This window comes from Candidatus Binataceae bacterium (genome assembly GCA_035294265.1).
In the GTDB taxonomy this organism is placed as follows: Bacteria; Desulfobacterota; Binatia; order Binatales; family Binataceae; genus DATGLK01.
The window spans coordinates 1-12517 of record DATGLK010000078.1 but is presented as its reverse complement, the minus strand read 5'-3'; the positions used below and the strand labels follow the sequence as shown (position 1 = coordinate 12517).

General features: G+C 64.4%; 10 protein-coding genes. 9 read left to right on the top strand and 1 reads right to left on the bottom strand.

Going from position 1 to position 12517, the window contains the following annotated elements:
* On the bottom strand, nucleotides 1–267 hold a 267-nt coding region (locus tag VKV28_12855; GenBank protein ID HLH77685.1), incomplete at its 3' end, for a hypothetical protein.
* An 883-nt stretch (nucleotides 268–1150) separates the two neighbouring features.
* Here VKV28_12855 and VKV28_12850 point away from each other — a divergent pair.
* The 9 genes from VKV28_12850 (at nucleotide 1151) to VKV28_12810 (ending at nucleotide 12428) form a co-directional block, all read left to right on the top strand.
* Nucleotides 1151–2218, top strand: a complete 1068-nt coding sequence (locus VKV28_12850; GenBank protein HLH77684.1) for a hypothetical protein — start codon at nucleotides 1151–1153, stop codon at nucleotides 2216–2218.
* A 503-nt stretch (nucleotides 2219–2721) separates the two neighbouring features.
* The gene (locus VKV28_12845; protein HLH77683.1) at nucleotides 2722–4173 is read left to right on the top strand and encodes a DUF1800 family protein; all 1452 of its coding nucleotides are present in this window, start codon (nucleotides 2722–2724) and stop codon (nucleotides 4171–4173) included.
* Nucleotides 4174–4219: 46 nt separating this feature from the next.
* The gene (locus VKV28_12840; protein ID HLH77682.1) at nucleotides 4220–5548 is read left to right on the top strand and encodes a DUF1501 domain-containing protein; all 1329 of its coding nucleotides are present in this window, start codon (nucleotides 4220–4222) and stop codon (nucleotides 5546–5548) included.
* A 117-nt stretch (nucleotides 5549–5665) separates the two neighbouring features.
* The gene (locus tag VKV28_12835) at nucleotides 5666–6256 is read left to right on the top strand and encodes a class I SAM-dependent methyltransferase (protein HLH77681.1); all 591 of its coding nucleotides are present in this window, start codon (nucleotides 5666–5668) and stop codon (nucleotides 6254–6256) included.
* Nucleotides 6253–7362, top strand: a complete 1110-nt coding sequence (locus tag VKV28_12830; protein HLH77680.1) for a zinc-binding dehydrogenase — start codon at nucleotides 6253–6255, stop codon at nucleotides 7360–7362. Before VKV28_12835 ends, VKV28_12830 begins: the two co-directional genes overlap by 4 nt.
* 359 nt (nucleotides 7363–7721) lie before the next feature.
* Nucleotides 7722–8729, top strand: a complete 1008-nt coding sequence (locus tag VKV28_12825; GenBank protein HLH77679.1) for a glycosyltransferase family 2 protein — start codon at nucleotides 7722–7724, stop codon at nucleotides 8727–8729.
* Nucleotides 8720–10132: a hypothetical protein gene (locus VKV28_12820; GenBank protein HLH77678.1), complete on the top strand. Its 1413-nt coding sequence runs from the start codon at nucleotides 8720–8722 to the stop codon at nucleotides 10130–10132. Before VKV28_12825 ends, VKV28_12820 begins: the two co-directional genes overlap by 10 nt.
* Nucleotides 10133–10134: 2 nt before the next feature.
* A complete protein-coding gene (locus VKV28_12815) occupies nucleotides 10135–11142 on the top strand; it encodes a glycosyltransferase (GenBank protein ID HLH77677.1) in 1008 nt (335 codons plus the stop codon).
* Nucleotides 11142–12428 (top strand): hypothetical protein, encoded by a 1287-nt coding sequence (locus VKV28_12810; protein HLH77676.1) that lies wholly within the window; start codon nucleotides 11142–11144, stop codon nucleotides 12426–12428. Before VKV28_12815 ends, VKV28_12810 begins: the two co-directional genes overlap by 1 nt.
* Nucleotides 12429–12517: the final 89 nt, after the last annotated feature.

The window sequence follows — 12517 nt, the reverse complement described above, 5'->3', positions numbered from 1 at the left end:
CCCTCCCGGCATCACCGGCACCGCAGCTGGCATCCCCACTGCAGGCATGCCGTTAGCCCAGTTGCCTGCACCGGGCCCGCCGTTGGCTGACCCAGTAAAACCGTTCCCGCTGTTCCCATAACCGCTCATCATGTTGGGAGCGGGAGTCGGCGATGGGGCGCTGAATTCGCCCTGGCCCAGTGGGGTGGGGGTCGGAAGAGGTTCCCCTCCCACGCATTGCAGGAGCTCGTTGAGCTGGTCGACGGTCAAGCCGAGGGAAGATCCCATGCGCAGGACCTGGTACGGGGTTAGACGCTGGGCCGCGATCTGCGCGCAGGCCTGATCCAAGTTCGCAGCGGTCTGCGCCTGGGCGACGGCCCGCGCGGCCCAGGCGGCGATTAGTGCCGCGAAGCAACAGCATCCAATGAGCAGGGCGAAAGGCGGCCTTCGCGTCTTCCGGCGACAACGCGCCTCGCCAGCCGAGATTGCGTCGCTGCGCTGCGGCGGCCGCAGCCAGCCAGGCACTAGTCGTGCGGGCGGCCGCAACTGGGCCTGCTCTGAAAAGATTTGAGCGGCGAGGGCGCGGGGACGGAGCGCCGGCCCAGCCAAGCCGAGCCGGTGGAGCTCGCGAACCAAAGCGAGAGGCCCTCCCAAGGCATGCCAGGCCAGTGTTAACACCTCAAGGCGACAGCGGTCAAGGGGAAGCCAGCCCGCACGCAGCAGGGGCCACAGACTACGGGCGCCAGCGGTTGCCTTCGCCGCCATCCGCAGGCTAGCGTAGCCGAAGCCGCGCTTGCCCGGGGGGCGGCCGGCAGGTTACAGCACGCCCAGCGTCGTCGCCTCCGGCGCCCGGGCCTTAGGCGCTGTGGCCCCAAGCAATATGAGAAGGGTTTCCAGGTTCCTCCTTACCGCGGGAATTGCGGTCACTCCTGTCTGGCGTACTGTCGCTATAGCGAAGCCCGCGGACGTCTTCTTCGCGCTCGCCATAGCCGCCTGGCTGCTCAGCATCTTCGGCTCTGGCAGGCCGATCCGAGCTCCCAGGCCCGTACGCCGCTGCCTGGGCTGGGGCGCGGCCACTTTCGCCCTTGTGGTCTTCGCGACGCTTCGATCCTCGGCCACTGCGGACATTCCACTCAGCTTGCGCTCGGCCGGCATGGCTGCGAGGTTCGCGATGGGCCTCGTGATCTTTCTGATGACCTACGACCTGCTGGCGGGCAGGCCCAAGTCCATGGGGCGGACCGTCGCCGCCTTTAGCACGTGCGTCCTTTACCTGCCTCTGCTGGCTGTTCCGGGCATTGCAGATGGTCTTTGGGATCCGAACGGCTCTGGCCGCTTCGTCGGGCTGGGAGACGACCAGCCGAACAGCATGGCGCGGCTCTTCCAGACGGCGGCGCTCCTGGCCTTCGCGCTCGCCGTCTCGGGCCGCCCCGGATTCTTAAGAAGGGCTTTCTGGGCGGCCGTCAGCCTGGCCGCGTGCCTAATGCTGGTAGAGACGCAGTCACGCGGATGCGAGATTGGCACGTTATTGCCGCTCGTCTACTACGCCCTGGCGCCGCCGAGGGGGGCACTGCGCCGGAGCACACGGCGGCGGTTCCGCGCCAGGATCGCCGCAGCCGCCGTCCTTGGCGCCGCTGTCCTTGCGGTCGCCCTTTCGACGACCCTCCAGGCCACACTCTACGAGCGCTGGCTCCCGCCGGCGGTCAGGAAGCTGGGCATCCAAATCAGCCCCTACGACCTAGTGCTGCTCAATACGCAGATTGGCTCTCGGGCGGTGGACATGCGGTATTTTTTGCCAGTGGCCGAGCGGCACCCCTGGGGGGTCGGCCTAGGGCTGGAAGATAAATACCTCGCGCCGGTCTGGCCGGAAGGCGACGGCCCGAATTCGGCGCTCGACCTACCGCTCTACGGCGGAGTTGGCGCCGTTCTCACCTTTTTGATCCTCGTAGCGACCGCGGCCCGCTACCTCTGGCGAATCTGCGGCCGGGCACCCCGCGGCGGGCCGTCCCTCGGCTACGCTCAAGCGGCCTCGCTCGCTCTTGCAGGCCGTTTAATTGCGTGGCCGATGATGGGCACGCCGATCGGCGACGCGACCGTCTGGGCGTTGGCCGGTATGGCCCTCGCCGCGGCGTCGACCGTGGAGGGGACGGCCCGAGCGGCGAAGCCGCGCGCCCGCAGACTGATGCGCCGGCCTGGGGAGTCGCCGGTGGCCCCGCCCGGATCCGGCGAGCCCGAGCAGTAACGCGCACCCCGGCGGCCCCGGTTACGGCTCCGGCTAGAGTGATCCTCCAGGCGCTTGCTCACGCGCAGTGAGGGGGCGCGCCTCGCCGGGCCGCCGAGCGCTCTCCGGGCCTCGGAGACGTCGCTGTCCCCTAGACGCCCGAAAGTGGGCGCGCTCGCCTTGACGCGCTTGCTGACGCGTCCGCGCGCCGGCAAGCGCATTTTCTTACACCCGTCCGCCGGTCCTTTTGCCCTAATGTTCCCGGGCCGGAAGCTCGGCCCGGAGGGGTGAAAGTGACCAACCGATGTCGTGTCGTTGCGTCGATCGTGCTGCTGATAATGGGCTCCGGGTGCAGCTCCGGCGGCCCGGCAAATGGCGTCCCGTCTGGGGCGACGATCACGGGACCAGCGCTTCCGACGGTCTCGGCCTCCCCGTCGGCATCGCCTAGCGCGGCAGCGTCACGGTCGGCGCCCACGCCGACTCCAACGGCCACGTCCACACCCGTCGCGGGCCTTCTTCCGCCCGTGAGTCCGGCATACTACGCAGCTGCCCGGTTCCTGGACCAAGCAACCTGGGGGGCGAGGCAAGCCGACGCCGCCAGCCTGGAGAGCGTTGGCATTGCCAAGTGGCTCACAACCCAATTCGCGCTCCCGCCGTCCGCACTGCAGCCGGTTCCTGCTGGATACATCGGAGCGCAATGGACGCCCGACAACCTGGTCTACAACGCGCTTACCGGACCAGACCAGCTCCGCCAGCGCATCGCCTTCGCGTTAAGTACGATCCTGACGGTCTCCTGTCTCCAGCCGCTGCCCAACTGCAGCGAGATGCCCAATTACTGGGGCGTTCTGGAGAGGGACGCGTTCGCTAACTACCTGACAATCCTACATGATATCACGCTGAACCCCCAGATGGGCGAGTTCCTGGACCTCCTGAATAATTCGGAATCAACCAGCGGAGCTAGCCCGAACGAGAACTACGCGCGCGAGCTGCTTCAGTTGATGACCATCGGCACAGTCCTGCTGAACCAAGACGGCAGCCCCGTGCTCGACAGCAACGGCCGGCCCGTTGCCGCTTATACGGATTCAGACGTACGCGCGCTGGCCCGGGTGTTCACCGGTTGGACCTACGCCGCGGCCGATCCGCTGTCGAGCCCACTCGTAGCAAACGAGCAAGCGCACGACACCGGAGCCAAGACGGTCCTCGGATCTCCGCTGGCGCCGGGCCAAACGGCCGAGCAGGATTTGGACCAGGCCCTTCAAGTAATATTCGATAACCAAAACGTCGGGCCATTCCTAGCGCTTCGCCTGATTCAGCACTTCGTGAAAAGCGACCCGACCCCCTCCTACATCGACCGGGTAGCCTCGGTGTTCGCGAACGACGGAACGGGGACCCGGGGCAATATGAAAGCGGTCGTAGCCGCCGTCCTCACGGACCCCGAGGCACGCGCCGGCGACGACCCGGCCCTCGCCTCAGCAAATGACGGCCATCTCCGGGAGCCCATGCTCTATATGACGGCCGTACTACGCGCCCTTGGCGCTGTGATGGACCCGGACTTCACGCAGGTCCAGCCGGCCGGCGGAATACAAACGATGGGGGAGAGGGTGGATCTTCCCCCCAGCGTGTTCAGCTTCTACAGTCCGTTCTACTCACTGTCCGACGGCAAGATCCCGGCTCCGGAATTCCAGCTGCTGACCTCCAGCAACGCCGTAGCCCAGGCCAGCGTGATCTGGTCCCTTCTTCTAAACAACGGGGTGAATCCGCCTTTCACGATTCCCATGGGGCCATTCGTTTCGGCAGCCACGAATCCCGTTAACCTTCTGGCAACCGTCGACCTCCTGTTCACACGGGGCGCGATGCCCGTGGAGATGCAGCGGTCGATCCTAGGCGCGATAGACGCAACGAGCGATCCCGTTCAGCGAGCCCAGACGGCGCTATTCCTGGTCGCCACGTCGGGGCTGTTTCGCGTTATTCGGTGAGGCCCGCCGCCTGCCGACACGCGAGCAAGCAAAGGGGGGTAACAGCATGCGGGCATCACAGATAACGAGGCGCTCGTTCATTAGGGCTACGGCGCTGGCGGTCGCAGGGTTAGGCTGGCTGCCGCTCGACCGCTTCGCTAGCAGGGCAGACGCTCAGAGTTCCCCTCCATACCAGGCGCTCGTCTGCGTGTTTTTGCTTGGCGGCAACGACGCGAACAACATGGTTGTGCCGACGGACTCCCGATATACCGCGTACGCCCGGGCCAGGCAGGGCCTAGCGATTCCGCCCACCCAGGTGCTCGCCCTTGGCGGTAGCACGCCGGGCTACGGCCTGCATCCAAGCATGCCGGAACTCCAGGCGTTGTACGACAGGGGGCTGGCGGCCATTGTCGCCAACGTCGGGACGCTCAACGCGCCCATCACCGTCGAGGAGTACCTCGCGGGCGCCGGGGTACCTCTTAGTCTGTACTCGCACGACGATCAACAGAACCAGTGGCAGAGCTCCGTCTCCGACGGGGGCCCCTTGTCCGCCTCCGGCTGGGGCGGCAGGATCGCCGACCTAAGCGCGGGCTCATCCGGGCTAACAGCGCTCTCCTTGGGCGGGAACCTGCTCTTTGTTAACGGGCAAACCACCCGGTCCGTCTCGGTCAATCCCGGCCAAATTGACTACAGTCCCGGCGGCCCCAGCGAGCCCTTTGAGGGGTTGCTGACGCAGGCCAGCCAGTACGTCCTCGTCAACGGGGCCAACAGTATCACCGCAAACGCGCTGCAAGCCCTCCGCTCACTAAGCTCCGCAACTTCGCTCGGGAAGCTAGCCACCGTGTTTCCCGCGGACTCGTATGGACTCGGCCAGAGCCTCAAATTCGTCGCGGAGGTCATTTCCAGCCGCCAGGCTCTGGGCGTTGCCAGGCAGGTGTTCATCGTGCCTCTGGCGAGCTTCGACACCCACGTGTCGCAGCTTGCCACCCAGGCGGCACTCCTGTCGGCCCTCAGCCAGGGGATCGCTGCGTTCTACCAAGCCACGGTGGAGCTGGGCCTTGAGAGCGCGGTAACCACATTCACCATGTCGGAGTTTAATCGAACATTCCAGCCGAACACGACGGCCGGTACCGACCATGCCTGGGGCACGCACCAGCTCGTGATCGGCGGATCGGTCGTTGGCGGCCTTTATGGCGACTTTCCGATTCTAGAGCTCGGCGGCCCAACTGACGTGGATCCGGACGCCCGGGGCCTGTGGCTCCCGCAATTCTCGGTCGACCAGTATGGCGCGACGCTGGCGAGATGGCTCGGGCTACAGCAAACCCAGTTGAATCAGATATTCCCGCACCTCGCTAACTTTGCCCAACAGGACATCGGCTTTATGGCGACCAGCTGACGGTCCGGCTTTGGGCGACCAGCCCCGCCCGCTTACGGTAGGTCCGGGCCTCACCCCCGGGCGCGGCTCCCGGACCGCGCGGATCGCCCGTCGCCCGGGAGCCCGCGAGGAAAATTGGTGAGCGACGAACAGCGCGCGATCGCGCGCCGCTTCGGCCACGAATACTTCGACGGCGACCGGCTTACCGGCTACGGCGGCTATCATTACCATCCGCGCTTCTGGAGCGCGACAGTGCGCCGCCTGCGCGACTATTACGGCCTTGCGCCTACCGCTGCGCTGCTCGATGTCGGATGCGCCAAGGGCTTCATGCTACGGGAGTTTAAAGGGCTGATGCCCGAGCTGACCCTGGCCGGAATCGATATCTCGAGTTATGCGATCGAGCAGGCCGATCCATCGGTTCGTTCCTGCCTTCGAGTCGGTGACGCGGCTGAGTTGCCCTGGCCTGACGCTTCCTTCGACCTGGTGATCTCGATCAATACGGTCCACAATCTACCTCCGGCTCAGTGTCGTCGAGCGTTGCGCGAGATCATGCGGGTGAGCCGTGGGCGAGCCTTTATCACTGTCGATGCATGGCGTGACGAGGCCGAGCGCAAGCGGATGTTGAAATGGAATCTGACCGCGCTGACCTACATGCACGTGGACCAATGGAAACGCTTGTTCGAAGAAATCGATTACCGCGGTGACTACTATTGGTTTATTGCGCAATGAAACAGCCCTTGCCCAGATCTCGCGCCAGCGCGCTTTTATCGCCCCCGCGCCTGACTCAGGCGGCGATTTTGTTCGAAGTGGGCCAACCGCTGAAGATAGTCGAACTCTCGCTTCCCTCATTGCGGACGGGCCAGGTTTTGGTCGAAATCGCTTACAGCGGGGTGTGCCGCAGCCAACTGCTGGAGGTTCGCGGTGAACGCGGTATCGATCGCTACCTTCCTCACGCGCTGGGCCATGAGGGCTCCGGCGTGGTGCGCGGGGTTGGCCCAGGAGTAAGCCGGGTCAAGCTCGGTGACCACGTCGTGTTGTCGTGGCTCAAGGGGCCGGGCGTTGATGCTGCGGGCGCACGCTACCGAGCTGGCGCCGCGGTGATCAACTCCGGCGCGCTGGCGACCTTCATGCGCCACGCGGTAGTGGCGGAAAATCGCCTGACTCGGATCGCTCCGAGTCTAGATTTACGCGCGGCTGCGCTTTTGGGGTGCGCCATTCCGACTGGTGCCGGAGCCGTGCTCCACGCCGCCGGGCTCAAAGCTGGTGCGAGCGTCGCGGTTTTCGGCTGCGGCGGGGTGGGGCTGAGCGCGATTGCGGCGGCAAGCTTGACCCACGCCCGGCCGATCATCGCGGTCGATCTAAATCCCGTTCAGCTCTGGCGCGCCCGCAGGGCTGGCGCCACCGAGGTTATTGACGCCACCGTGCAAGCGCCGGTGGCGGCGATCCAAGCTATCACCTGCGGCCAGGGTGTTGACTGCGCGATCGAAGCCGCGGGGCAGGCGCGCGCGATGGAAGCGGCGCTGAGCTCAGTGGGCGAAAAGGGAATCTGCGTGCTGGCAGGCAACCTGCGCCAGGGGGGGCAAATCGCAATCGATCCGTTCGACTTAATACGCGGCAAACGGCTGGTCGGCACCTGGGGCGGCGGGACCCGGCCCGCGCGCGACTTGCCGCGCTATGCGCGCTGGCTACGCGCCGGCGTGTGGCCGCTAAACGCGATGCTGGGGCGGATCTATCGGCTGGAAGAGATAAACGACGCGATCGAGGATCTGGCCGCCGGGCGCGGTGGACGTGGGCTCATCGCGATGGACCCGCAGGCGACGCCGCTGGCCAATTGACTTGGGCGGGCTAAGGCGGTCGATCCTAAACTTACTATTACCTAATATCCTGGATTCGTGGCTCAGGCATCTTGTGAATCACTGTCCCACTGCGGTTCGCGGGGGAATTTTTCTGTCCCTCCCCCCGCATCGCGAGGGCAGGGATAGGGTAGGGGTTGCGAACGACCGTCGCCCAATTGCTAATCCTGACTGCACTGCCGGCGGCAGAAATAGGGAATGACGAGCGCCAACGCTCACGCGACGATGACGGGCAGAGCCGCCCGTCGCCTGTAACAAAAGCGATCGGGTGCAAGCTGCGCGGGAGTTGCGGACAGATGACGGCTCTGCCTTTACCAACGAGTTTGTAACGCAAAACGAGCTTGCCGCTTCCGCTCTCAATCGGGCTGCCCACCTACAACCGCGCCGAGCATCTGGACCAGATGCTTGCCAGCTTAGTGCCCCAGCTCGACCAGCGCTGCGAATTGCTGATCGCCGATGACGCCTCCAGTGATGCCACGGCCCAGGTAATTGCCAGGTACGCGGCCGGCAGCGCCCGGATCGGTTGGCGGCAAAATGCGCATAACCTGGGACTGGATCGCAACTCGCTTGGTTTGTTGGAGCAGGCGCATGGCGATTATTTCTGGCTGTGCGCCGATGACGACATTGTACTGCCCGGCACCGTGGAGAAAATTTATCGCGCGCTGGGACATGGCCCCTTCTCCGTCCTGTCGCTCAACACCTACGTCTTCCGAGGCCGGGATTATCGGCAAATCTATTCGCGTTGGGCGGGACTGCCAGCGCACGGGCTTGAGCGCTTTGAGCGCTGCGATGACCATCTGCGCCGGCTCTCCTTTCGGCTTAGCTTCGCGCCCGGCAATATAATCAACGGCCGCGCGGCGCGCGCCGCGCTGATCGAGCCAGGCCTGCGCGAGTTTATCGGCCTGGGCGCCTTCGGTTTTGCCTACCTGTATGTCGTGCTCGCCGTGCTAAGCGGAGCAGCTCCTTCGGCTTTGCTACGCGAGCCCTGTATTGCCCAACGCTGGGTGGATGAGGGACGCACCTCGCTGTTGACCTTCGGTTATACGCTGCCTCGCCTACTGGAGGCGTTTGTCGGCCGAGGCTGCTCGCGCGGCGCGGTGCGCCGCGTTATCAACCACGGATTGCTACGCCAGGTCCTGCCCGCCTTGTTGTATGTACGCCTGGGCGGCGACGCGCAGGAGCCGCTGCGGGAGATGCGCGGGTTACTGTTGCGCGGCTATCGGCGCTATCCGCTATTCTGGCTGCTGGTCGCTCCAGCCCTGATTTTTCCCACCAGCTCGCTCAGGCCTCTGTTTCCCCTGCTGCGCACGTTGCGTCGGCGCTGGGAGGGCGTCCAGGCGTGGCCGTGAGCGCCGAGCGGCAAGGCCTGGGCCGGCTCATGGCCCGGGTGCATACCGACCGGGCGGGACTCTTCGGTGTTGCCAACGTGGGCACGCGGATGATGTGCGCGGCACTGACCGCAGCGCTGGTGGCGCTGTGCTTCTCTCCCGAGTTGCAGGGCTATTACTACACCTTCGCCAGTTTGCTGGGTTTGCAGGTGATGGCCGAGATGGGCTTCGGACAAGTCGTTATCCAGTTTGCCGCCCATGAATGGGCCCACCTGCGGATGACTTGCGGCGGCGTGCCGGCCGGCGAGCCGGCCGCGCTCTCGCGCTTGATTAGTTTGGGCCGGCTGGCGATCGCCTGGTACGCGTTGGCGGCGATCATATCGAGCGGCGGGTTGATTGTGGCGGGACTGGCCTTCTTTCCCGCCGCTTCCAAAATAAGTTGGCGTACACCCTGGATCGCGCTGGGCCTGGTAAGCGGCGCAAGCTTGGCGACGGCGCCGATGTGGCTACTGTTGGAGGGATGTAACCAGGTCACCGAGGTCTATCGCTTCCGTCTCACCGAGTCGGTGCTTAGCGGACTGGGCGCATTGGTAGCAATCGCGCTGGGAGCGGGGTTATGGACTCCGGCGCTGGCAGTGACAACCAAACTTTTTTGGAACGTTGCATTCCTGCGTCGTCGTTATCGCAAGTTCTTCCGATGCTTCATTTTTCAACCCAGTGGTCCGCGTACCAATTGGAGATACGAAATTTGGCCTTTGCAATGGCGCATCGCGCTGTCCTGGCTCAGCGGCTATTTGGCCTTCAATAGCCTGACTCCCGTCTTGTTCCATTATCGCGGCCCGGTTATCGCCGGGCAGACTGGGATGACGCTCAGCTTGGTGGTTGGGGTGCAGCAGATCGCCGCCGCCTGGGCACTGGTCAAGGCGCCGGCGATGGGGGTTAGTATCGCGCGGCGCGATTATCGCGCCGCCGACCGCCTGGCTGGGCGCCTGATCGTGTCATGCACGGCGCTAAGTGCGCTGGCAGCCGGCGCGGCGTGGCTGGCGATCTGCGGACTCTACGCTTATCGCATCCCGTGGGCCTATCGACTCCTGCCGCCGCCGACCAGCGGCCTGTTTCTGCTGGCTTGTATCCCGGCGCAGGCAGCCTTTCCACTGAGCGTTTATCTGCGCGCCCACAAACGCGAACCGCTGATGGTGCCGTCTTTGCTGGCGGGTTTGCTGATCTTTGCCAGCGCCTGCTATCTAAGCCGCGCCCATGGAGCCGGCGCGATTGCCGCCAGCTATATGGCGATAACCGGCGTGGCGGCGCCACTGGCGATTGGCACGATCTGGCTGCGCGCGCGCCGGCGATGGCATCGGCTACCCTCGCCTGCGGCACAGCTTTCCTCGCCCCTGAGCGCGAGCCTGCGCGTGGGCCGGTAGCGATGGTTGCGCCTCGGCTCAGCGTGATCATGCCCAACTACAATCACGCCCATTATCTGCCCATCAGCTTGCGCGCGATCTTTGCCCAATCGCATCCGCCTGCCGAGGTAATAGTAATCGACGACGCTTCCACCGATCGTAGCCTGGAGGTGCTCGGTCAACTCGGGCGTGAATTTCCCACTCTGCGCGTGATCCGTCAGCAGTCACGGCAGGGGCCATTGGTAGCGGTCAATCGTGCTGCCCGTCAAGCCTGCGGCCAGTATCTGTTTTACGCTTCGGCCGACGACCAGGTGCTGCCCGACTTTTTTGCTACCGCGATCGAGACCCTTCAGAGGTACCCGCGAGCGGGGCTGTGCTGTTCTTCAGTGGCCGGGTTTAGCGATGAACAGCCGCAATTGAGCTATACCCGGCTGCGCTACAAAGGCGAGCGCGCTTATCTCGACCCCGCCGAAGTGGCACGCGCCGAGCGACGCGAATTTTCGATCGTGCGCCCGCGCCTGGGATTGATCGCGACTTTTACCGCGCTGATGCGGGCCAGCGCGGTGCACGAGATTGGCCAGTATCCGCCTGACTTGGGCTTTTTGAGCGACGGTTTCCTGGCCCATCTGATCGCCTTCCGGCACGGCATCTGCCTGTTGCCCGACCTTTACTTCGCGGCCTATCGCGGCAATCCCAACAGCTACGCCACCGCCATGAGGCGTCGCCCGCGCGAGGTCAAAGCGGTGGCGACGCGGGCTCTGAGCCTGCTGGCCGGCGCTTATGCCGATCTGCAGCCCTATTTCTACCAAAGCTGCTATCTGCGCGAGTTCGCTTTGCACGGGCTCGCGATGATGGTGCGCCAGCCCGCTTATCGGCGCCATTTGACTTGGCCGCTGGTCGCGCAATCGCTGTGGACCGAGCTACGCGATCGTCTCCGTCCGTGGCTGCCGCAAACCGTGGCGCACGGGTTGAGCCGAGCGCTGCTGCACTTACCACCTTCGCCCGCGGGCGGCGCTTCGCGCGCCGAGTGATGATCCAGTTTCTCATGGGGCTAAGTTCGCTCAATTTGATTCCGCTCATCGGCCTGGTGGGCGGCGCGATCTTTTATAATTCGCCGCCGGTTGCCATCTTTGCCGCCGTGATCTGGCTGGTGCGTGGTGGCTATGGTCTGCGACTACCCTTGCGCCTGGCCGCCGCCTGGGTAGCGGTCTTCGGTGTGGCCTGCGCCGGAGTGCTGTTCAATGGCGCACTCGATCCCTTGGTGATGCGGCAGATTGTGGTGATGGCGGCGCTGTTCGTTACTACCTGGGTCCTGTATATGGAGGCCAGCCAAGTCCTGATAATGTCGTATCGCGCCAGCGTTAGGTTGCTGATCCTGTACCTGATCGTGGGAGGAATTTTTTTGCTGTCGCCGCGGCTGCATTACGAATTGTTCTCGCGCTGGTTGTTGCCCGGTGGCAGTTTGACTCAATTCGGAATTGGGTCCACTCCGCGGTGCTCTTTTCTCCAGTCCGAACCACGGGTGGCCGCCGCCGCGATTGGCGCCACCTTGATGCCCTTGCCGGTGGCCCGATGCATGACCAGTCCCACTGGCAGCAGTTACGCGGTCTTGGCGGCCGGAATCATCTGCCTGCTGTTGACCCATTGCTTGACCGGGCTTTTGCTGGTGCTTTTAATTACCGGGCTGCTGGTGGCTGGCAGCCGGGTGATGCTAGGCGTGGCGATCGTGATAAACGTGCTTTTCTTTTGCTGGCTTGCCTCCCAGGGTCGCGCGATTCACAGCCACGGCGAGTCGTTCTTTACCTATTTGGCTCGCTGGTCGGATCGCACCAGTATTTCGGTGCCGTTCTCTAGTACGGACGATCTGGCCGAGAGTATCGATCAAAGCGCTGCGGCGGTGGACGCCTTTGTCAGCGCGCCCGGCTTTGGCTTGGGCGTTGGCGGCTTCGGGCGTTTCTATCTGCAGGAAGCGCTCAAGGCCGGAACCACCGATCCGGCCTTGCGAAATTACCTTCGCGGCGACAGCGTGGTGGTGCCCGGGACCAGCAACTTTCCCCTGCGGATAGCAGGAGAGGCGGGGGTGTGCGGGCTGTTGCTGGTGCTCGCGTTGCTGGGGTGGCTGGGGTGGTTTGCCTATCGTCCGGCGCCAGCGCAAGCCCATCTCGAACAGATGGCTCTGCGCTATACGGCGGCGGCGATGATCGTTTCGTTTCTGAGTATCTCCACCCTGCTCAATCCGTTCTTCTTCGCCATCATAGTATTGCTGGGACAGTTCAATCGAGCCGCGGGAGTCAGCCCGCAAGCCGCAGCGGTGTAAAGATGGCACGGCGCAAGTTTCCCAAGCTTGATCCCGGGCAAGCTCGCACCAGTACCTTGAGCAAACTGCCGCGGTTGGTGCGCAGCCAG

Coding starts and splice junctions, on each gene's coding strand:
- VKV28_12840 (HLH77682.1), top strand. CDS start 4,220: ATGCGGGCATCACAGATAACGAGGCGCTCGTTCATTAGGGCTACGGCG.
- VKV28_12810 (HLH77676.1), top strand. CDS start 11,142: ATGATCCAGTTTCTCATGGGGCTAAGTTCGCTCAATTTGATTCCGCTC.
- VKV28_12830 (HLH77680.1), top strand. CDS start 6,253: ATGAAACAGCCCTTGCCCAGATCTCGCGCCAGCGCGCTTTTATCGCCC.
- VKV28_12815 (HLH77677.1), top strand. CDS start 10,135: ATGGTTGCGCCTCGGCTCAGCGTGATCATGCCCAACTACAATCACGCC.
- VKV28_12850 (HLH77684.1), top strand. CDS start 1,151: ATGGGCCTCGTGATCTTTCTGATGACCTACGACCTGCTGGCGGGCAGG.